Here is a 21,038-nt window from a genome sequence, read left to right as displayed (position 1 = left end):
TCATGGGACAGCGCAAGTGGATCGTATGTGGGCGTCCCCATAACGGATAAGAAGCGAATTCACAATCCGCCTGCGCCTCCTTCCTCGGAATTCCGGCCTCGGCGGGGTGCCAATGCCAGATTCGGGGTCCAGTCATGACCTGTTTTACAGGTTTTTATCTGACGATGGAATGAAGGTGCCGGGTACTTCACAGGCTAGTGAGGCGAGGCATGCCTCTATTCATCGTCACTCAGCAATAATACTACGGCTTCAGCTGGCTGAGAAACTTCGAAAAGACCATTGTGCCTTCCGGCCAGGGGCCGTGGCCGGATTCGGTATTGATATGGCCGGATTCGCCTGCATCGATCAGTAGCGAGCCCCAGCTGTTGGCAATATCGTCGGCATGCTCATAGGTGCCGAAGGGATCGTTGCGGCTGGCAATCGTGATCGACGGGAACGGCAGGGGATCGCGCGGGTAGGGACCGAAGGTCATCAGATGCTTTGGCCGGATGCCAGGGTTGGCGACATCCGGCGGCGCGACCAGGAAGGCGCCTGCGACCTTGTTGCGGAAATGCGGGATTGCATGGATCACCGAGGGAACGCCGAGGGAATGCGCGACCAGCACGACTGGCTTGTCCGAGGCATTCACTTCTTCCGCAATGCGGGCCACCCAATCGTCGCGCACGGGCTTCGACCATTCAGCCTGTTCCACGCGCCGCGCGGTCGAGAGCTTCTGCTCCCAGCGGGTCTGCCAGTGGTCGGGGCCGGAATTCGTATAGCCGGGGATGATGAGGATGTTTGCGTCGGAGGCTTTCATGATTTCGCCGATGTGGAAAAGGGGAGCCCAACTGTCAAGGGAAAAAGGCGACAATTGCGGCAAAATTTGCTATGATTACTGCTGCCGGTAGCGAATGACGATGTCGGTGACCCGTTTTGCCGCCATCTTGCACCGCCAACCGCGCGCTACGGTTGAGGAGGAGAGCATTATGACGGCCTTTCACGTCATGGCTGGAGCAGACCACACTTTTAAGCGTCCGGCCATCCGTAAGATCGCTATCGCCGATCTCGTCGATGCCCTGAAAATGGGACTGGACGATTTCAGCGAAAAACCATCGCACTATGTCTTCCTGTGCCTGATGTATCCGATTGCTGGCATTGCCCTGGCGATATGGAGCACCGACCAAAATCTGCTGCCACTGCTGTTTCCGCTGATGTCCGGTTTTGCCCTGCTCGGACCCTTGGCCGCGATCGGTCTCTACGAGATCAGCAGGCGGCGGGAAAAGGGGCTGGATACGTCGTGGAGCCATGCGTTCGACGTGCGCTTCTCGTCAGCCTTGCCGTCGATCATCGTCGCCGGCCTCATGCTGTTCGGCCTGTTCATCGTCTGGCTCGTCGTGGCGCAGAATATCTACTTCTTCTATTTTGGCGACGGTGTTTCCCCGACGCTTTCATCTTTCGTATCGAGCGTTCTGACGACGCGCGAAGGCATGGCGATGATGCTTTGGGGCGATCTGATCGGGTTTATCTTTGCACTCGTCGCGCTGACGACCACGGTCGTTACTTTCCAGCTGCTGCTGGACCGTGACGTCGGGGTCGTCGCGGCGATCGATGCAAGTATACGGGCGACGCTGACCAATCCGGTGCCGATTGCGGTCTGGGGGCTGATCGTGGCGGCGCTGCTCGTTGTCGGCACCATTCCGATCTTTGCGGGTCTGGCAGTCGTCATGCCGATCCTAGGCCATGCCTCCTGGCATCTCTATCGCAAGCTGATCGTGGCTGAAGATTAGGAGGACCGGCTTAGGAGGCAGGCCGCTATTGTTGGAACCGCGGCGCGGTTTTTGACGTTGATCCGCGTCACAAGGAGATGCGGATCATGGTGCGACTTACCCATATTTTCACCCGTTTCGCAGTCGTGGTTTCGGAATGGACTGGCAAGCCGGTCATTTTCGTGCTGGCGCTGCTTTCGGTGGTTCTTTGGGGAGCCACCGGGCCAATCTTCGGCTACTCCGACACATGGCAGCTGGTCATCAACACCAGCACGACGATCGTCACCTTCCTGATGGTTTTTCTGCTCCAGAATGCGCAGACGCGCGATACGCGGGCCATCCAGGCCAAGCTCAACGAACTTATCCTGACGAGCGCGGCCGAGAACCGCTTTGTCGGGATCGAGAATCTTGACGAAGAAGATTTGAAGCACCTCGACCGGCTGGTCGAAAAGGCGGCAAAGCGCGAACCTGAACAACATCAGGACAAGGCTGGCGAGAGCATCGAGTGTGACCGCGCTATCGCGGCCACAGCCGCCAACAACAGAAAGAGGCGGCGCGTCAGCCGCACCGCCTCAAGCAAAGCAAAATCGGAAACGGAAAACTCTAGCCGAAAACCCGCTTGAAGATCGTGTCGACATGCTTGGTGTGATAGCCAAGGTCGAATTTTTCGCGGATATCTGCTTCCGAGAGAGCCGCACGCACTTCCTGGTCGGCCAGCAATTCCTCGAGGAAGTCCTTGCCTTCCTCCCAAACCTTCATGGCGTTGCGCTGGACGAGCCGATAGGAATCCTCGCGGGAGACACCGGCCTGGGTCAGCGCCAGCAGCACGCGCTGTGAATGAACAAGCCCGCGGAACTTGTTCAGATTCTTCATCATATTGTCCGGGTAGACGAGCAGTTTGTCGATGACGCTGGTGATGCGGGCCAGCGCGAAATCGAGCGTGACGGTCGCGTCCGGGCCGATCATGCGTTCGACGGAGGAGTGCGAGATATCGCGCTCATGCCAGAGAGCGACATTCTCCATCGCCGGGATCGAATAGGAGCGGACCATGCGGGCGAGGCCCGTCAGGTTTTCCGTCAGCACCGGATTGCGCTTGTGCGGCATGGCGGACGAGCCCTTCTGGCCCGGTGAGAAATATTCCTCCGCTTCCAGAACTTCGGTGCGCTGCAGATGGCGGATTTCTGTGGCGAGGCGCTCGATCGAGGAGGCGACGACGCCGAGTGTCGCGAAGAACATCGCATGACGGTCGCGCGGGATGACCTGGGTCGAGACCGGCTCGGGCTTCAGTCCGAGTGCGGCGGCGACATGCTCCTCGACGCGGGGATCGATATTGGCGAAGGTGCCGACGGCGCCGGAGATCGCGCAGGTGGCGACTTCCTCGCGCGCGGCGATCAGGCGCTGCCTGCAGCGCTCGAATTCGGCATAGGCGAGCGCCAGCTTGACGCCGAAGGTGGTGGGTTCGGCATGGATGCCGTGCGAGCGGCCGATGGTGACGGTATCCTTATGCTCGAAGGCACGGCGCTTCAGGGCTTCCAGCAGCTTGTCAATATCGGCGATGAGCAGGTCGCTGGCGCGCACGAGCTGGACGTTGAAGCAGGTATCGAGCACGTCAGAGGAGGTCATTCCCTGGTGCACGAAACGGGCGTCCGGCCCGACGATTTCGGCCAGATGCGTCAGGAATGCGATGACGTCGTGCTTGGTGACGGCTTCGATCTCGTCGATACGCGCCACGTCGAACGTGGCCTTGCCGCCCTTTTCCCAGATGGTATCGGCTGCCGACTTCGGAATGACGCCGAGCGCGGCCAGCGCGTCACAGGCATGGGCCTCGATCTCGAACCAGATACGGAACTTGGTTTCGGGAGACCAGATGGCGACCATTTCCGGTCGGGAGTAGCGCGGGATCATAGGCTCAAAGCTTTCTTGGCTGACGGAAAGGGAGAACTCGGCGCCCCCATAACAAAGACGGGCGGCAATCACAATGTTTCATGGGCACAATGTTTCAGGGCCTCAATCTCTCTGCCGCGCAAGATAGGCCGAAACAACGATCAGGCATAGCAGGCCGAGCGGCAAAAACAGGGTAAGGCCGAGGACGGCGAACTGGTAGACGGCGCTGGCGCCGGTGAACAGGAACTGGAAGATCCAGATAAGCGAGCCGAATGGCGCATGCCAGCGCGAATAGAACCAGCGATAGTCCATGGCGAAAAGGAAGGCCGTCATCGCCGCGGTGCCGATGGAGAGGGCCAGAAAGAAGGCGGCAAAACGCGCGCTGGTCGGCCGCTGGCGGGCAAAACGCCGGGTGAGCGGCACAAGGATGGGCCAGGCGAGGGCGCTGCCGAAGAAGTAGATGAGGGTGAGGGCGGTGATGTGGCTGGTCAGAAGGCCATTGCGAAAACAGAGGGTGACAAGTGCCGAGGCGGCCATGGCCGCGCCCCAGCCGACCGCGCCAGCGAAGACTTCCAAGCAATGCGAGGCGACGGTCCGTGCCCGGCCCGTCGCTATTAGAACATTGGTTGGATTAGTTTGATCCAACGCGGCCTCGTTCGGCGGCCGCCCGGAGATCGCCGACAGTCTGACGGTAGGCGTCGACCGATTCGCCCTTGAAGATTGCCGAGCCGGCGACGAGGACATTGGCACCGGAAGCGGTGATCAGAGGGGCTGTTTCAACCGAGACGCCGCCGTCGACTTCCAATTCGATCGGGCGGTCACCGATCAGGGACTTGGCGCTGCGGATTTTATCAGCCATGGCCGGGATGAACTTCTGGCCGCCAAAGCCCGGATTGACCGACATGATCAGGATCAGGTCGATATCGTCGAGGACGTTTTCCAGCACGGAAAGCGGCGTTGCCGGATTGAGGGTGACACCGACCTTTTTGCCGAGATGACGGATCGTCTGCAGCGAGCGGTGCAGATGCACGCCGGCTTCGGCATGGACCGTGATGCGGTCGCAACCAGCCTTGGCGAAGGCTTCCAGATAGGGATCGGCCGGCGAGATCATCAGATGGCAGTCGAAGGTAGCGGTCGTGTACGGACGCAATGCCTTGATGACATCGGCGCCGAAGGAGATGTTCGGCACGAAATGGCCGTCCATGACATCGAGATGGATCCAATCGGCGCCGGCTTCGGTCACATCCTTGACTTCCTGCCCGAGCTTGGCGAAGTCGGCGGCGAGAATGGAAGGGGCAATGCGGATCGGCAAGGTCATGGGTGGCTGAGCTCCAACTGATTATTTCGCGCCTGGATTAGCACCGCTGCAACGGGCAAACAACCGCCAGAACGGCTTGCCTCAGTTCGATGGCGTCACCGGCACGAAGGCATTGCCCCGCCATTCCAGCAGGCGATAGGGGTTCTCGGTCAATTCGTGGTTTTGTCCGAATGAGATTTGTCCGATCACCGTTTGGAAAACTGTCCCCACGAACTTTTCGGCAACGGGCTTATTGTCCGCCTTGGCGCCGTCGACTGCCTGGCTGGCAATCTGAGCCGCTGCTGCAGCCGGCAGGGTATATCCGTCAGGTTCGATGCCACCTGCGCGCATCGCCTGCACAGTGGGCTGGGCTGCCGGCAGGCTGGCATAGTCGGGCAACGCAATTGCCTGCACGCCCTCCAGCAGGGGCAGGGGCTGATCTGCGGCGCGCATGGCATCGCCGCCCATCAGGACCAGCGGGATGTTCTCGCTCTTCGCGTCGCGGGCGATCACGGCGACATCGCTGCGATCGCCGCCGACGAAGACGCGTGTTGCGCCTGCCTTCTTCAGGCGTCGCACGAGGGCGATCTGTTGGTCCTGTCCGGGACGATAGGTATCGGTGAAAACAGGCTTCAGACCTTTTTCCTCAAGCGCGTTGCGGATCGCGCCAACCAGTTCGCGGCCGTGTATCGTGCCGTCATCGATCAGCGCCATCGGCTCTGCCGCCCAGTTCTTCAGAATGGTATCGATTGCCACGGCCGCCTCGGCGCTATCGACCGGAGCGAGGCGGAACAGGGGCCAGCCGTTCTTCAACGCATCTTCCATGAGAATGCGCGAGCGAACGGAAACGGTGATGACGGGAATGCCGGCATCCTTGAGGCGCGGCAGCGCGCCCTCGAGGGCCTCTGTGCAAAGAAAGCCGATTGCGACTTGTGCTTTGGCAGCCACCAGCGCTTCAGCGGCGGCTCGACCGCCATCCTCCGTACAAGGCTCGTTGACGACAGTTGCCGTGTCCTTTTGGGCCTGGATCTGGAAATTTGCGCCGGCTATTATCTCTGCCCCGAGCGCTGCGAAATTACCGTCCTGCGGTGCCACGACGCCGATGTGAATTCCTGCGGCATAGCTGCTGCCGGCTGCCGAAAGCAGCGCAAACAGGAGCGGAAGGCGGCGCAGAACGTTCATCGATGGAGTATCCCGGACAATTTTCCTGCCCTATTTATCCGTCTGCAGGGCATCGTCAAAGAAAAAGCAGCAAAATCACTCTGTTTTCAATAATGCTATTGTAGAAAAGCTAACATCTGATCGTCATATTGAATGGCAGGCAAGCACGCCTCAACAAAGGGAGACGGTGGTGCTAGACAGGCAACGTATGGACCCGGCGCTTTATCGCGATGCCATGAGCCGTTTTGCGGGGCATGTGCAACTGGTGACGACGGCGCTCGGTGCGGAGCGGCGTGGCGTGACGATCACAGCCGCGTGCTCGGTGTCGGATAGCCCGGCGACGGTTCTGATCTGCCTCAACAACAGCAATGCCAAGAACGAGATCTTTTTCAAAAGCGGCATCTTCGCCATGAATACGCTCGGCGCGGATCATCAAGCCCTGGCCGACGCCTTTTCCGGGAAGACACAACTGACCGTCGATGAACGTTTCGCTGCCGGCAGGTTCGAGACGCTGGCCACGGGTGCGCCGGTGCTTGCCGATGCGCTCGCGGCCTTCGATTGCCGCGTGCTCGAGATCAAGCAGGCCTCCACGCACAACATCATCTTCGGCGAAGTGATGGCCATACGCTACAGCGAACCGAAGCCGGCACTCCTCTATATGAACCGGGGCTATCACACGCTATAACCCCTGCAAGGGAGTTATCATGGCGGATCAGACATTACCTTCGCTGCCGAGTTCGATCGATGAGACGATGGCGTTACTCGGCGCGCACGACTATCTGGCCGGACGCGCGCTCGGCACGGTGCTTTTTCTCGCATTGAAGATGAAGCGGCCGCTCTTTCTGGAGGGCGAGGCCGGCGTCGGCAAAACGGAAATCGCCAAGGTCTTGGCGAAGGCGCTCGACCGGCCGCTCATCCGCTTGCAGTGCTATGAAGGACTGGATGTTTCCTCGGCCGTCTATGAATGGAACTATCCGGCGCAGATGCTGGAAATTCGCCTCGCTGAAGCGTCCGGCCTCACCGACCGGGACCGTATCGAGGCCGATATCTTTTCCGAACGCTATCTGATCCGCCGGCCGGTGCTGCAGGCGTTGTCGACCGTTGGCGGTCGGGCGCCGGTCTTCCTGATCGATGAACTGGATCGTACCGATGAGGCTTTCGAGGCATTCCTGCTGGAGGTGCTGTCCGATTTTCAGGTGACGGTGCCGGAACTCGGAACTATCCGGGCGGCTGAACCGCCCATCGTCATCATCACCACCAACCGGACGCGCGAGGTGCATGACGCCTTGAAACGGCGCTGTCTCTATCATTGGGTCGATTATCCGCAGGCCGAGCAGGAGCTTGAGATCATCCGCCGTAAGGTGCCCGGCTGCAATGAAGCGCTGTCGCGCCAGATCGTCGCCTATGTGCAGAGGCTGCGCACGCTCGACCTTTTCAAGAACCCGGGCGTTGCCGAGACGATCGACTGGGCTACCGCCCTAACAGAACTCGATCGGCTGGCGCTCGATCCGGAGACCGTTTCGGATACGCTCGGCACTTTGCTGAAATATCAGGACGATATCGCCCGTATTCAGGGCGCCGAAGGCAAGCGTGTGTTGGATGAAGTCAAATCCGAACTGCTGGCGGGATGAGCCATGAAGCCGGGCGCGCAGGATGGCATCATTGTTACGCCGTCACCGCCCGGTGACGGGCGTCTTGCCGATAATATCGTGCTGTTCGGCAGGGCGTTGCGCAAGGCCGGGCTTAAGATCGGACCTGGGGCGATCGCCGACGCTATAGAAGCGGTCGAGGCTATCGGCATCGGTTCCCGCGAGGAATTTCACGCCGCCCTCTGCTCCGTCTTCGTCAAGCGGCATGAGGATCTTGTCGTCTTTGACGAGGCATTCCGGCTATTCTGGCGCTCGCGCGATCTCGTCGCCAAGATGATTGCGATGATGTCGCCCGTTACACCCGACCACCGGCAGAAGGAAAAACCGAAGCCGGGCGAGAGCCGGGCAAGCGATGCCTTGCTCAGCGACCGTGACGAACGGCGTCCGCAGCGCGAGGCGCCTGATATCGAAATAGATTCGCGATTTACCAGCTCCGGCAGCGAGGTTCTGCGCCATCTGGATTTCGCCCAGATGTCGGCGGCGGAAATTGCCGTCGCCAAGAAGGAGCTGGGGAAGCTGCAACTGCCGCTGGACCGCGTGCGCACGCGCCGTTTCGCACCGTCACGCACGGCGGCCAAGGTCGATCCACGCGCGACGATGCGCTCGGCCTTGCGCACGGGAGGGGCGCTGATCTTGCCGCGCTTTCGGCGGGCGAAGGAAATTCAGCCGCCGTTGGTCGTGCTCGCCGATATCTCCGGCTCGATGAGCCAGTACACGCGCATCTTCCTGCATTTCCTGCACGTGCTGACCGAGCGGCGACGGCGTGCTCATACGTTTCTGTTCGGAACGCGCCTGACCAACGTGACCAGGGCAATGCGCCACAAGGACCCCGATCAGGCGCTGGACGAATGTGCGGCTGTTGTGCGCGACTGGTCGGGTGGAACGCGGATCGGCGAGACGCTGAAGGAGTTTAACAGACTATGGGCGCGCCGGGTGCTCGGGCAGGGCGCGATCGTGCTGTTGATCACCGATGGGCTGGAGCGCGAAGGCGTTGAGTTGCTCGCGCAAGAGATGGATCGCCTGCATCGCTCCTGTCGGCGGCTGATCTGGCTCAATCCGCTTCTGCGCTTCGAGGGTTTCGAGGCTCGGGCTCGCGGTGTAAAAGCAATGCTGCCGCATGTTGACGAATTCCGTCCCGTTCACAATCTATTATCTCTGGCCGATCTCGTATCGGCTCTCACCGCCGGCCGCTCGGACACTTATGATCCCAGGCGGTTTCTCGGCAAGCAATGAGGCTCCGATGTCAGATATATCCGAAAGCCTGGATCCGCTTGTGATTGCGGAGGAATGGGTGTCGGCAGGCCGCAACGTAGCCATGGCGACTGTCGTCGATACCTGGGGTTCGGCGCCACGCCCGTCCGGCAGCCATCTCGTTATCGACGGCGAGGGCAATTTTCATGGGTCGGTTTCCGGCGGCTGCGTCGAAGGTGCCGTCATCACCGAGGCGCTCGACGTCATCGAAACGGGCAAGTCGCGCATGCTGGAATTCGGCGTCGCCGATGAGACGGCTTGGCGGGTTGGTCTTTCCTGCGGCGGCCGCATCCGCGTCTATGTCGAAAGGCTCGGCTGATGGACCGGCAGATACTGGCGCGGCTGAACGAGATGCGGCGCAAACGGCAGGCGGCGATCCTTGTTACCGATCTCTCCGGGGGCCCGGATCGGCTTATCGTCGAAGGCGATGCGCTGGAAGGTGCACTCGCGGATGCGGCTTCAGCGGCATTTCGTTCGGGCAAGTCCACAGCACTTGATATCGATGGGCAGAAGCTGTTCTTCAATGTGCATCTGCCGCCGCCGCGGATCGTTATCATCGGCGCTGTGCATATCAGCCAGGTTCTCGCGCGAATGGCGGCCCTTGCCGGCTTCGATGTGACGATCATTGATCCGCGCACCGCCTTTGCCACCCCGGAACGCTTTGAAGGCATCGATCTCATCGCCGATTGGCCCGTGGATGCGCTGAAAGAGCGGCCGCTCGACAGCTATATGGCACTCGTGGCGGTAACCCATGATCCGAAGATCGATGACGAGCCGATTATTCAGGCGTTGAAGACGGGCTGTTTCTACGTCGGCGCACTCGGCAGTCGCAAGACGCACGCCGGCCGCGTGGAACGCTTGACGCGGGAAGGCTTGAGCGACGCCGAGCTCGCCCGCATCCATGCACCGATCGGGCTTGCCATCGGCGCTGCCAGCCCGGCCGAAATTGCGGTTGCCATCCTGGCGGAGATCATCGGCTCGCTTCGTGGGCGCGAGGTCTCGTCGCCAAAGGGCGTTGCACCATGATCTTCGGTGAGTTCTTGACGGCTGAGGCGGAGGGCGCGGTTCTCGCGCATTCAATCCGGCTGACCAATGGCAGTTTTTCCAAGGGACATCGGCTTGGCGGCGAAGATATAGAGCAACTCGCCGCTGCCGGAATTGACCGCGTTATCGCTGCGCGCATCGAACCGGGCGATCTCATGGAGGACGAGGCAGCCGAGCAATTAGCCCGAGCTGTCGCGCCCGATCATCTGACGTTCTCTGAAGCGGCGACAGGGCGTGTGAATGTTTACAGCGCAGTTGACGGTCTGTTCGTTGCAGATCGCATGGCGGTCGATCGGATCAACAGTCTCGATCCGGCGATCACCCTTGCCTGTCTTGCAGACCATGTACCTGTGCGAGCCGGCGACATGGTGGCGACCTTCAAGATCATTCCGCTTGCCGTTTCCGGAGCCAAAATCGCTGCTGGTGTTGAAATCCTCCGGCGGATGCCGGTTTTCGAGGTCAAACCCTTCATGCCGCATGCCGTTTCGCTTGTCGCCACGGAGTTGCCGTCGCTGAAGGTCTCGGTCATGGACAAGACTGCACGCATCCTTTCGCAGCGGCTGCAGCCTTCGGGCAGTGTGCTGCAGCGGGAAGAGCGTGTTGCCCATAGAGCGGCCGATGTTGCCGGCGCGATCCGTCGCGCTCTCGCTGCGCAGGACAGGCTTGCGAAACTGGTAATCGTTTTCGGGGCTTCGGCTGTTATCGATGCCGGCGATGTCATTCCGGAGGCGATCCGGCTTGCCGGTGGCGAGGTCATTCAGGTCGGCATGCCCGTCGATCCGGGCAATCTACTGGTGCTGGGCAGGGTGGGCGACGTTTATGTCGTCGGGGCGCCAGGATGCGCGCGCAGCCCGAAGGAGAATGGCTTCGACTGGGTGCTGGATCGTATATTAGCCGGCGAACGACCAGCGCCGCAGGATATCAGCGGCATGGGCGTCGGAGGGCTGCTCATGGAAATTCAATCACGCCCACGGCCGCGTGACATCGTCAACAAACCGCCGTCGGAGATCTCTGTGGCCATCGTCCTGCTGGCTGCGGGAAAGGCAAGCCGCATGGGCGAAGGTGGCTCGCACAAGCTTCTGGCGGAATTCGATGGCGTGCCTCTGGTACGCCGTTCGGCATCCATCGCCATCGCAAGCGGCGTATCGGATATCGTTGTCGTCACAGGGCACCGGCGCGATGAGATCGAAACCGCACTAAGTGGTCTCGCTGTCGAGGTCGTACTCAATCCGGATTATGCCTCGGGCATGGCCAGTTCGCTGGTCGCCGGTGTCGGTACGCGGGCAGCGCAGAGGGCCGATGGTGTCCTTGTCGTGCTGGCCGATATGCCCGGCGTCACCAGCAGCGATCTGAAAGCCTTGATATCAGCCTTTCGTGAGACCAACGGCCAGGCGATCGTGCGGGCGGTATCGGGCGGTAAGCGTGGCAATCCCGTTATCCTGCCACGGTCGGTCTTGAACGCCGTGATGCGGCTGGAGGGCGATGTGGGCGCCCGGCATATTATCGAGACATCGGGGCTTGCGGTCATTGATGTCGAGATCGGCGAGGCGGCACATCTCGACGTCGATACGCCTGAGGCCGTTGTCGCGGCTGGCGGGGTTTTGAAGGGGTAGGGTAGAGAATGGACAATATCGATATCGAGGAGATGTTTCAGTCGCTCGGGCCGATTACCATCAAACGGATGTTCGGCGGCAAGGGCATCTATCATATGGGTCGGATCCTGGCGCTGGAAGTGGGTGACGAAATCCTTCTGAAGGCGGACGATACCAGTGCTTCCGAATTCGAAGCGGCAGGCGCTCGGCGCTGGGCTTACGAGGGCAAGAAAGGCAAGGCCGTCAACATGCCCTATTGGTCGATACCAGAAGATGCGTTCGACGATCCGGATGAAATGGCGCGTTGGGTGCGGCTTGCCTATGAGGCTGCGCTTCGCGCCGATAAATAGGCGTCAGCGGAAGTCTTCTTCGCTCAAATGGGCGATGGTTGCCTTGGCGAACTTGGAAAGCTGAGCCGGCAATTCGTTTCGGCCAAACCAGCCGAAATCGGAGAGCTTATCCGGTTCCATCAACCGTGGTTCGCCGGAAAAGGCCCTGCAGATATAGATGAGCGAGATCCAGTGCTGCCGATCGGCCTCGATGATGACTTCCTCAGTGCAGAGATAATCGATTTCACCGATGGAGAGGCCGCTTTCCTCTTCGGCTTCGCGAACGGCGGCGCTGGCCGCCGGCTCCATATGATCCACCTTGCCGCCGACGATACTCCAGCATCCGGCTTCCGGTGCCTTGAGGCGTCGGTAGAGCAACAGCTTGCCGTCCCGCAAGATTGCGAGACCGGTTCCCAGTCCTGGGAAATCGATGCCAGGCTTGCCCAATATTCAGATCCCGAAGTTGGACGCAGCATCTCGCTAGCCGATTCGCTGCGTATCTGAACTGGATATATCAGGCCTTGGCGTTTGCCACGATGAGCATGAAAGCGGGAATATCGTCGCCAAAGCCAACCGGAGTCGGGCCATCATCCTGATCGCGATAACGATTGCGGCGCTCGCGATGATCGTCATTGGCAGCGGGGAATGGCCGGTGGCTGTTGCGAGAACCGTTATGGGATCTGTTATTGTTGTTCTCAGACTTGCGCTCGTTCTTCACGCTTTCGGCCTTTGCTGGTGCTGCTTCGATCGCTACGACGTCATTATCCTCGACGTCGATATCAGATTTATGACTCGAGCCGTTGCGGCCTCCACGGCTGCGATCCCGGTCGCGGCCCTTGCCCTTCTGGTCACGACGGCGGGACGAGCGATTGTCGTCACCGCTCTCGTCAGCGGGCGGCAGAGCCGAAAGATCGCCGTTCAGCCACTGGACATCTTCGCCGATCAGCTTCTCGATGGCATCGACATGCTTGGTGTCGCGCTTCGTCACGATAGTGAATGCTGCGCCGGAACGACCGGCGCGACCGGTGCGGCCGATACGATGGACATAGTCTTCCGAATGGATCGGAACATCGAAATTGAAGACGTGACCGACATCGGGAAGATCGAGACCCCGAGCTGCGACGTCGGAGGCGACGAGAAGCTGGATCTGTCCGTCACGGAAGTTCTGCAACATCGTCGTGCGCGAACGCTGATCCATGTCGCCGTGCAACGCGCCGACAGAAAAGCCGTGGCGTTCGAGCGAGCGGAAGAGATCGGCCACATCCTTCTTGCGATTGCAGAAGATGATCGCGTTCTTCAGATCCGTCTGGGCGCGGATAAGATCGCGCAGGGTGGCGCGCTTCTCATAATCCTTACCGTGCGAGGCAACGAAGCGCTGCGTCACGGTCTTGGCGGTCGATGCCGGCTTGGCGACTTCGACGCGCTCCGGGTTCTGCAGGAAGCGGTCGGCCAGCTTCTGAATTTCCGGCGGCATGGTTGCCGAGAAGAACAGCGTCTGGCGCGTAAACGGGATGAGCTTGGCGATGCGCTCGATATCCGGGATGAAGCCCATGTCGAGCATGCGGTCGGCTTCGTCGATCACGAAGATCTCGACGGCGCTCATCAGCAGCTTGCCGCGTTCGAAATGATCCAGCAGGCGGCCGGGCGTGCAGATCAGCACATCGGCGCCACGCTCGAGCTTGCGGTCCTGCTCTTCGAAGGAAACGCCGCCGATCAGAAGGGCAATGTTCAGGCGGTGGTTCTTGCCGTATTTTTCGAAGTTTTCGGCGACCTGCGCTGCGAGTTCGCGCGTCGGCTCCAGAATGAGCGTGCGCGGCATACGAGCGCGAGCGCGTCCCTTTTCGAGCAGCGTCAGCATCGGCAGCACGAAGGACGCGGTCTTGCCGGTCCCTGTCTGGGCAATGCCGCAGATGTCACGGCGCTGAAGCGCAAAGGGGATTGCACCGGCCTGGATAGGAGTCGGTGTGGTGTAGCCCGCGTCAGTCACCGCGGAAAGGACTTTTTGGCTCAGGCCAAGGTCAGCAAATGTTGTCAAAGGGAAATCTAATTCCGTCTTGGTTCAGTCGAACGCCATGAGTCGACACACAGGAGCGTGCCGCAATGCAGCGCGACATAGAACCAAATACCCGTGAAGTCAAGGAAAGCAGGCGCTTCAACAGCCTCGAAGTTCATTCATAACGCAATTTTTGGATTAGTGCCATCTTTGTTGCGCGTTTGTCACAATTCCGGCAGCTAAATTGCGCCCAATCCGCTGATGTAACTTGCGAGTTTCGTGCCGGCACCAATGAAATACATCGGGTCTATGGCATGTCCGTTCTCGCGCACTTCATAATGCAGATGCGTTCCTGTCGAGCGCCCGGTGCTGCCGGCAAGACCGATCGCATCGCCGGCGCCGACCTTGTCGCCGACTTTGACGAGCACCTGTTCCATATGTCCATAACGGGTGGAGATGCCGTCGCCGTGGTCGATCTCTACCATGTTGCCGTAGCCGCCAGTCCAGCCCGCCGAAACCACCTTGCCGGGGGCGGTGGCCTTGACCTTCTCACCGGGGCTGAAATGGAAGTCGGTACCGGTATGGAGAGCCAGCGTGCCGAAGAAGGGATCCTTGCGGTTACCGAAAGGGCTGGTGATAAGCTTGCCCGGCGCCGGGTTGCGGAAGGGCAGGCTTTCGGCTGCGCCCCGCACTGTTTCCAGATGTGTCAAGGCGGTATCGAGCGCCGCCATGGATCGCTCGAACTGGTCGATATTCTCAGGCGGCACATAAGGGCCGCCCACACCGCTATCCGTATCCTCACGCGCAATGCCCGCGATCTCGTTCGGCACCTTGATGCCGACATTCTGCATGATCGACTGGATCGAAGTGGCGGTTTCGGATGCATCTGCGGTGAGATTGCGGATGCGGGACAATTGATCCTGTTCGATATGCTTCAGCGACAGCGTCACCTTGGAGAAAACCCGGTCGGCACGGTCGGCGACGGTTTCGGGTGCCGGGACGTAGGCAAGCGTGGAGTTGTCGGGTGTGGCGTCAGCCGGCTTGCCGCTCAGGAGAAGCTTTTCGATTGCCTTGGGTGACGTCAGCTGGGCATGTTCATTCTTTGGCGCAGCAGAGTTGGCATCCGTATGCGCGTTCTTGTCGGTCAGGCCGGAGTTCTCTGCCCGGTCGAGAAGAGTGCTGAGCTTGCCGTTGCGCGAGGAGAGCTGCTGCTGCTGTTCGATCAGCTTGTCGACCTTCTCCTCCACGACCTGCTGATCCAGGAGTTGACGCGAGGTGACACGGTCGACCTGCGCCCGCAGCGCGGCGATGCGATCTTCATAGTCATATTGCATGCGCGCCTGGCGAGCCATCGTCGCGCCGATGAGATCGTCGCGAAGTACAAGGTAGGAGGTTGCAAGCAGATAGCCGATCGAGAAGACCCCGACCATGCAGACGGTAACGGCAGCCATCCACGGGCGCACGGTCATATGGCGCACGGTATCGCCGCTCGCCAGAATAATGGTGTGATGTCGCTGTTGCTTGCCGAAAACCCGGTTTTGAGGCTTGGCTGTCACCGAGAATCTCCCAATCGGTGCGTATTGGCACCCAAGGGAAGTACACGGCATTATGGTTAACGAATGCTTTCTTTTGCAATATTAGATGCTGGAAAAGCTGCTTGTTATCAGTATATCAAGCATTGCTTGTAGACGTCAGGGAACGGTAGAAGGATGGCGTCAGCCCGGCTTCCGCCCGCGCGATGTCATTGAAGGGAGCTTTCAGCGAACCACGGAAATTGGCGCGCACCAGCTCCTGGAAGGTTCGGGCCGGATCGCGCTTTTCCCTCGCGCACAGGAAGCGGAACCATTTGGCGCCGACGGCGACATGGCCTTTCTCGTCATTGTAGATGACGTCGAGTATGGCGGCGCTCTCCAGGTCGCCGGTTTCGCGCATTTTGGCCTGCAGCGCCGGCGTCACGTCTAGGCCTCTGGCCTCGAGAATCAATGGTACCACGGCCAAGCGGGCTGTAAGATCGGTGCGCGTCGCATGGGCAGCCTGCCAGAGGCCGTCATGGGCGGGCAGATCGCCATAATCCGCGCCGAGTTCGCGCAGGCGAGCCCGCACCATGCGAAAATGCTTGGCTTCCTCGAAGGCGACCTGCATCCAGCCGTCGAAGAAGGAGTTGGGGACCGGGCCGGTTGCAAAACGTGCGACGATATCGAGCGCCAGATCGACGGCATTCAGCTCGATATGGGCAATGGCATGCAGGAGCGCGATGCGGCCTTTCAGCGTGTGCAGCGAGCGCTTCTCCATGTTTTTCGGCGGCACCAGCTGCGGCTTTTCCGGCCGGCCGGGCCGATCGGCGAGCGGCGGGTCGAGCGGCGAACGCAGCGACAGGGTGCGCGCAAACCAGCGGTTTGCCGATTCCTGGGCAAGCTCGGTCTTGCGATCGAGATCGGCCGACCGGATCGCGGCAATGGCGCCGCCGCGTAGCGACGTGATGGTTTCGGGACTGCCGGACACGCCTTCAGAGTTCCCTGGCTGCGGCCAGAACGGCTTCGGCGTGTCCAGCAACCTTGACCTTGTCCCATATTGCAGCGACGCGCCCATCGGCGCCGATCAGGAAGGTCGAGCGCACCACACCCATATAGGTGCGGCCATACATGCTCTTTTCGCGCCAGACGCCATAGGCCATTGCCATGGTCTTTTCCTCGTCTGAGGCGAGCGGCACGGAAAGCGCATGCTTCTTGACGAATTTGTCATGGCTTTTCACCGTGTCAGGCGAGACGCCGAGAAGGGCGACGCCGAGCCTTGCGAAATCGGCTGACAGTGCCGTGAAGGTAATCGATTCGGTCGTGCAGGCGGTGGTGTCATCCTTGGGGTAGAAATAGATTACCAACGGCTTTCCGGCAAAATCGGCAAGGCGAACGCGATCGCCGCCGTCGCGTGGAAGATCGAAATTCGGTGCCTTATCGCCGATGCTAAGTTGAACTGGAAAAACTTCCGCCACGGGAAAACCTTTCTTTTGCCGGTTTTTTAGATGACACTTGAGGGAAGGCATATATACTGCTCGCGTGTGCCGTCCAATGGGACGCAGCGTCACCAACAAAATTGTAGAGAGCGAAAGGCACGCGCAGGAGTGATCCGAGGCGAAAAGATAACATTCCGCAAAAAGGATCTCGTGCCGCTCGACAATCTGCCGTCCGCCCAAGCCGAAGATCCGTTGATCGTGCATGTGCCGGAACGCGTTCGCCGTCGTCGTTCGCATGTCTGGCATGTTTGCCGTATCACGCTGGTTTTCTTTGCTTTTCTCGCCATCATTTTCGGTGCTGTCATAGCGACCATCGAAAGCGGCATCTTCGACGAGCCGCTGTCGCAGAAGGCGCAGACGGCGCTCGATCATGCCATCGGCCCGCGTTACAAGGCAGAGGTGGGCGCGACCGTGGTCCGATTTACCTCCGATCTCCGCCTGGCGTTGGAGGCCCGTGACGTCAACGTCGTCGACCAGGAGAGCGGCAAGCATCTGTCGACGATGTCGGCCGTCAACATGGAACTTGACCCCCTGGCCCTCATCGAAGGCCGGGTGGAAGTGGCAAGTGTCGCGGCAGAGGGGATCGCGCTCGATACCTCGCTGCTGCCGCAAGGCGACCCGGTGGATTTGACTGCCCTGCGCGTTGATGCCTTGCCCAAGGCCCTGAATTCGGCTTTCGACAATCTCGACTTTCTCGAACATTTCGTCCAGCGAGGCGGCACGAATTCCGTGCGTATTTCCGGCTTCTCCATGAAGCTGGCGCGGCAGGAAGGCGAGCCGATCTCGCTTGTCGTCGATAATCTGACCTTCGAGCGCACTGCACCGAATTCTCTGCATCTCTACGGCGAGGTGGCGATCAATGGTTCCGTGGCGCTTCTGGATGTGCGGGCGGATCAAAAGGAGGCCGGTCGCACCTCTTCGCTCGCGGCCAGGATATCCAATCTCGACCTCAAGCCGCTCACGATGGCCTATGATCCGAATGGTACGCCCCGACAGGGCTTCACGACCTTCGGGGACATCACGCTTTCGGCGGTCAAAGGAGAGGCGGGTGTAGATCCGAAGCTGAATGCCACCGTCAAAGTTCAGCCCGGCACCCTCTATATGGACCATGATCCGCAGGAGCTGACGCAGGCCAATATCAACCTGGCCTACAATTTCGATCACCAGACCCTGGAGATTGCTCCCTCCAATGCACAGTTCCTTGGGACGACCGTGCCGTTCTCTGGCGCGCTGATCGATCTCGACCGCGTCGACGCCAATGCAGGGAAGGGCTTTGGCATCGACTTCGTGATCAAGGATGGGGTCGCCGCCTCGTCTCTGTCAGGGGAGAAGCCCATCAGCTTCGATGGTCGTGCTACCGGCCGGTTCTTTTCGGCGACCAAGGAATTCCAGTTCGATAATCTCGGCATATCGACACCACAAGGCGCGCTTTTCGGCTCCCTGCATATGAAGCTTGGCGACAGTTCGCCTGAGATCAGTTTCGGCGGCCGCGCGGATAAGCTCGACACAGCTGCCGTCAAGCAGCTATGGCCGTTCTGGATGGCCTCGAAACCTCGAACCTGGGTCGAGGGCAATCTCTTCGGCGGATCGGTGACCAACGCCGTCATATCCGTTTTCATTCCGGCTGGCCGGCTGCGTGAAGCGTCACAGACCGGGAAGCTGCAGCTTGGCAAGAATGAGCTGCATATCGCCTTCGACATCGACGGCGCGCGGATGAATGTCCCGGGCGAAATCCCGCCATTGCGCGACACCAAGGCCCATTTCGATCTGACCGGTCCGAATATGGTGGTCGCTATCACCTCGGCGACCTCCTACTTCTCTACCGGGCGCACGATCACGCTGAGCGACAGCAGCTTTTCGATCCCGGCGACCTACGATAAGCCGCTGATGGCCGATCTCGATTTGACGATTTCAGGCTCCGGCGACGCCATCGGCGAACTTCTGAGCTACAAGCCTCTGGAGGTCCTGCAGCGGACCGAATTCAAGCCGGCGGATTTCAATGGCAAGATCGTCGCCAAGGTCGATGCCAGGATCGGGCTGATCAAGGATCAGCAGCCACCTCCGCCGGAATGGCAGGCGACGCTTGATCTCGACAATGTCGATCTGCTGAAACCGATGAACAATCGCAAGATCGACAATTTGACTGGCGTGATTTCGGCCGATCCGCAATCCGTGCATCTGCAAGCCCAGGCTCAGATCGATGGCATTCCCGCCCAGATCGACATGGTCGAGCCGACCGATAGCAAATCGACCGTCAAGCGCGCCCGGGTGATCACGGCAACGCTGACAGATGCGCAGCGCAATACCGTTCTGCCTGGACTTCGCGATATGATCGACGGGCCTGTCAAAGTGGAGTTGACCCGTATTGATGACGATCGTCAGGGCGTGAAGGTCGATCTCGGCAAGGCTGCCCTGACCGTTCCTTGGATCGGCTGGTCGAAGGGCAGCGGCATTGCGGCGACGGCACAGTTCGAAGCATCCGGCCCGGACAGCCAGACGGCGCTCAAGAATTTCACGCTCAAGGGCGATGGCTTCGGCGCCAGCGGCGATCTTCTGATCAGCAAGGGGAGCCTTACCTCGGCGAGTTTCACCAGCGTGAAACTTTCGGCGCTCGACGATTTCGCGCTTTCGCTCAAGCGGAGCAAAAGCGGCGGCTATGACGTCGCCGTATCGGGAAATTCCGCTGACATAAGACCGATCCTCGCGCGCCTGAAGGCATCCACATCGGGTGGACAGCAGAGTTCAAACGGGGATGGTTCGGCGAGTGCGACCGTTCGCGCCAATCTCGACAAGGTCATAGGCTTCAATGACGAGACGATCGGCAACGTCAAAGGCGTTTATTCGATCTCGGGCGGCAAGACGACGGCTGCGGATTTTTCGGGCTTGACCCGTAGCGGCGAAGCGCTGGTCACCCAGATGAGCAAAGGGGCCAACGGCGTCATCCGTATCACAAGCGGCGATGCAGGCGCCGTTGCGCGCTTCACCGACCTCTACAAGCATTTGCAGGGTGGGCTGCTCAATCTGTCGCTGCGCTCGATCGGGCAGGATGACTGGGACGGCTCGCTCGATATCCGCAACTTCTCCATCAACGACGACAAGAAACTTTCGACCATCGTGTCGACGCCGAGCGGGAAGAACGGCAAGAGCCTGAATTCAGCGGTGAAGCAGAATATCGATACGCGTTCGCAGAGCTTCGAGCGCGGCTTTGCGCGGCTGGTGATGCGCGATGGGGTGCTCTCGGTCGAAAATGGCGTGGTGCGTGGCGTGCAGGTCGGAGCGACGTTCCAGGGCGTGCTGAAGGACGCCAGTGGCAAGATGGACATGACGGGAACCTTCATGCCCGCCTACGGCCTGAACCGGCTGTTCGCGGAGGTTCCGATCGTCGGCTTCATCCTAGGCAATGGCAGCGATCGCGGTCTGATCGGCATCACCTTCAGGCTGACCGGTACGATCGAGAAATCGAACCTGCAGATCAATCCTCTCTCGATCATCGCACCGGGCGTTTTCAGGCAGATATTTGAATTCTGAATATTGAGGCGGACGGTGCTACGGCCTCCATCTTTCGATAGCGGAGGCAGGGCTGATTATTTTTCTTCCGCCAATCGCTCGCGTATACGCTCCGGCCCACCGCTCATGCGCTTGGCGAATGGTCGATCAGGGTCCACGATGCGCCAAAACGGGGCCGCGCCGCTCTGGCTGAGCTGTACCAGATGTCGTTGAACGGTGACAGGGCAGCAGGCATCCGCGCTATACTGCCTGGCAAGCGCCTGTCTTACTCCCGCAATATCGGACAATTGGCCCGGAGGCGCTGCCCAGAGCGCGCGAGCAACCATCTCCTCACTGGGAATCAACATGCTTTGGGTAGAGCTTCGGCCCTTGCGCCTTATCTTGATTACCGGCAATTCATCCATAATCCACCTCCAGGGTTGGAACCTTAACAGAGGACGAATGGGCAGGTCGCGATCCGACATGGGGATACAGAGAAACATCCGGTCAGCATTGATGGTGCTTTGCATCCGTGCCGGCCTAAAAATGACAAAGCCGGCGCGAAGGCGCCGGCTTTGTTCATTCTCGTGGCCCTCG

General features: G+C 60.1%; 21 protein-coding genes. 10 read left to right on the top strand and 11 right to left on the bottom strand.

Going from position 1 to position 21,038, the window contains the following annotated elements; all coding sequences use genetic code 11:
- Positions 1-241 precede the first annotated feature (241 nt).
- On the bottom strand, positions 242-796 hold the full coding sequence (locus tag AC13RE_RS02175; protein WP_092716524.1) for an RBBP9/YdeN family alpha/beta hydrolase: 555 nt from the start codon (positions 794-796) through the stop codon (positions 242-244).
- 169 nt (positions 797-965) lie between these two features.
- Here AC13RE_RS02175 and AC13RE_RS02170 point away from each other — a divergent pair, with 169 nt between their 5' ends.
- Positions 966-1,766, top strand: a complete 801-nt coding sequence (locus AC13RE_RS02170) for a DUF2189 domain-containing protein (protein WP_488561790.1) — start codon at positions 966-968, stop codon at positions 1,764-1,766.
- An 86-nt stretch (positions 1,767-1,852) separates the two neighbouring features.
- Positions 1,853-2,368 (top strand): low affinity iron permease family protein, encoded by a 516-nt coding sequence (locus AC13RE_RS02165; protein WP_488561789.1) that lies wholly within the window; start codon positions 1,853-1,855, stop codon positions 2,366-2,368.
- Here the strand turns inward: AC13RE_RS02165 and purB are convergent.
- The 4 genes from purB to AC13RE_RS02145 all read right to left on the bottom strand — a co-directional run bounded on the left by purB (position 2,349) and on the right by AC13RE_RS02145 (position 6,108).
- Positions 2,349-3,650 carry an adenylosuccinate lyase gene (gene purB / locus AC13RE_RS02160; RefSeq protein WP_488483299.1) on the bottom strand — a complete coding sequence of 434 codons (1,302 nt, stop codon included), beginning with the start codon at positions 3,648-3,650 and terminating at the stop codon, positions 2,349-2,351. The two genes, AC13RE_RS02165 and purB, sit on opposite strands and share 20 nt — an antisense overlap.
- 102 nt (positions 3,651-3,752) lie before the next feature.
- Positions 3,753-4,166, bottom strand: a complete 414-nt coding sequence (locus AC13RE_RS02155) for a hypothetical protein (protein ID WP_488562529.1) — start codon at positions 4,164-4,166, stop codon at positions 3,753-3,755.
- A 94-nt stretch (positions 4,167-4,260) separates the two neighbouring features.
- A complete protein-coding gene (rpe, locus tag AC13RE_RS02150; RefSeq protein WP_112334753.1) occupies positions 4,261-4,947 on the bottom strand; it encodes a ribulose-phosphate 3-epimerase in 687 nt (228 codons plus the stop codon).
- An 81-nt stretch (positions 4,948-5,028) separates the two neighbouring features.
- Positions 5,029-6,108 carry an ABC transporter substrate-binding protein gene (locus AC13RE_RS02145; RefSeq protein WP_488561788.1) on the bottom strand — a complete coding sequence of 360 codons (1,080 nt, stop codon included), beginning with the start codon at positions 6,106-6,108 and terminating at the stop codon, positions 5,029-5,031.
- A gap of 169 nt (positions 6,109-6,277) precedes the next feature.
- On the opposite strand from AC13RE_RS02145, the gene AC13RE_RS02140 reads away from it, so the two are divergent.
- From AC13RE_RS02140 to AC13RE_RS02110, 7 genes are read left to right on the top strand one after another with little or no spacing between them, the layout of a single operon-like run.
- Entirely contained in the window at positions 6,278-6,772 is a 495-nt protein-coding gene (locus AC13RE_RS02140; protein ID WP_132716759.1) for a flavin reductase, read from the top strand.
- Positions 6,773-6,791: 19 nt separating this feature from the next.
- Positions 6,792-7,718 carry an AAA family ATPase gene (locus tag AC13RE_RS02135; protein ID WP_488561787.1) on the top strand — a complete coding sequence of 309 codons (927 nt, stop codon included), beginning with the start codon at positions 6,792-6,794 and terminating at the stop codon, positions 7,716-7,718.
- Positions 7,719-7,721: 3 nt separating this feature from the next.
- A complete protein-coding gene (locus tag AC13RE_RS02130; RefSeq protein ID WP_488561786.1) occupies positions 7,722-8,969 on the top strand; it encodes a vWA domain-containing protein in 1,248 nt (415 codons plus the stop codon).
- 7 nt (positions 8,970-8,976) lie between these two features.
- Entirely contained in the window at positions 8,977-9,306 is a 330-nt protein-coding gene (locus AC13RE_RS02125) for an XdhC family protein (RefSeq protein ID WP_015340028.1), read from the top strand.
- Positions 9,306-10,013: an XdhC family protein gene (locus AC13RE_RS02120; RefSeq protein ID WP_488561785.1), complete on the top strand. Its 708-nt coding sequence runs from the start codon at positions 9,306-9,308 to the stop codon at positions 10,011-10,013. The genes AC13RE_RS02125 and AC13RE_RS02120 overlap by 1 nt, the downstream gene beginning before the upstream one ends.
- On the top strand, positions 10,010-11,644 hold the full coding sequence (locus AC13RE_RS02115) for an NTP transferase domain-containing protein (protein ID WP_488561784.1): 1,635 nt from the start codon (positions 10,010-10,012) through the stop codon (positions 11,642-11,644). Before AC13RE_RS02120 ends, AC13RE_RS02115 begins: the two co-directional genes overlap by 4 nt.
- A gap of 8 nt (positions 11,645-11,652) precedes the next feature.
- Positions 11,653-11,973 carry a TfoX/Sxy family protein gene (locus AC13RE_RS02110; RefSeq protein WP_132716754.1) on the top strand — a complete coding sequence of 107 codons (321 nt, stop codon included), beginning with the start codon at positions 11,653-11,655 and terminating at the stop codon, positions 11,971-11,973.
- Positions 11,974-11,976: 3 nt separating this feature from the next.
- On the opposite strand, the gene AC13RE_RS02105 is transcribed toward AC13RE_RS02110, so the two are convergent.
- The 5 genes from AC13RE_RS02105 to AC13RE_RS02085 form a co-directional block, all read right to left on the bottom strand.
- On the bottom strand, positions 11,977-12,399 hold the full coding sequence (locus tag AC13RE_RS02105) for an NUDIX domain-containing protein (protein WP_488561783.1): 423 nt from the start codon (positions 12,397-12,399) through the stop codon (positions 11,977-11,979).
- A 67-nt stretch (positions 12,400-12,466) separates the two neighbouring features.
- Positions 12,467-13,987 (bottom strand): DEAD/DEAH box helicase, encoded by a 1,521-nt coding sequence (locus tag AC13RE_RS02100; protein ID WP_488561782.1) that lies wholly within the window; start codon positions 13,985-13,987, stop codon positions 12,467-12,469.
- A 197-nt stretch (positions 13,988-14,184) separates the two neighbouring features.
- Positions 14,185-15,501 carry a peptidoglycan DD-metalloendopeptidase family protein gene (locus tag AC13RE_RS02095; protein WP_488561781.1) on the bottom strand — a complete coding sequence of 439 codons (1,317 nt, stop codon included), beginning with the start codon at positions 15,499-15,501 and terminating at the stop codon, positions 14,185-14,187.
- Positions 15,502-15,616: 115 nt separating this feature from the next.
- Positions 15,617-16,447, bottom strand: a complete 831-nt coding sequence (locus AC13RE_RS02090) for a ferritin-like domain-containing protein (RefSeq protein WP_132716750.1) — start codon at positions 16,445-16,447, stop codon at positions 15,617-15,619.
- A gap of 4 nt (positions 16,448-16,451) precedes the next feature.
- Entirely contained in the window at positions 16,452-16,934 is a 483-nt protein-coding gene (locus tag AC13RE_RS02085; RefSeq protein WP_488561780.1) for a peroxiredoxin, read from the bottom strand.
- Between the two features lie 129 nt (positions 16,935-17,063).
- Here AC13RE_RS02085 and AC13RE_RS02080 point away from each other — a divergent pair, with 129 nt between their 5' ends.
- Complete coding sequence (locus AC13RE_RS02080; RefSeq protein WP_488561779.1) at positions 17,064-20,483, top strand: YhdP family protein; 3,420 nt, start codon at positions 17,064-17,066, stop codon at positions 20,481-20,483.
- 56 nt (positions 20,484-20,539) lie between these two features.
- On the opposite strand, the gene AC13RE_RS02075 is transcribed toward AC13RE_RS02080, so the two are convergent.
- Positions 20,540-20,866, bottom strand: coding sequence for a hypothetical protein (locus AC13RE_RS02075; protein WP_488561778.1), 327 nt, complete (start codon positions 20,864-20,866; stop codon positions 20,540-20,542).
- Positions 20,867-21,038 lie beyond the last annotated feature (172 nt).

Source organism: Martinezella sp. CNPSo 3959 (genome assembly GCF_057784355.1).
This window is presented reverse-complemented; position numbering and strand designations above follow the sequence as displayed.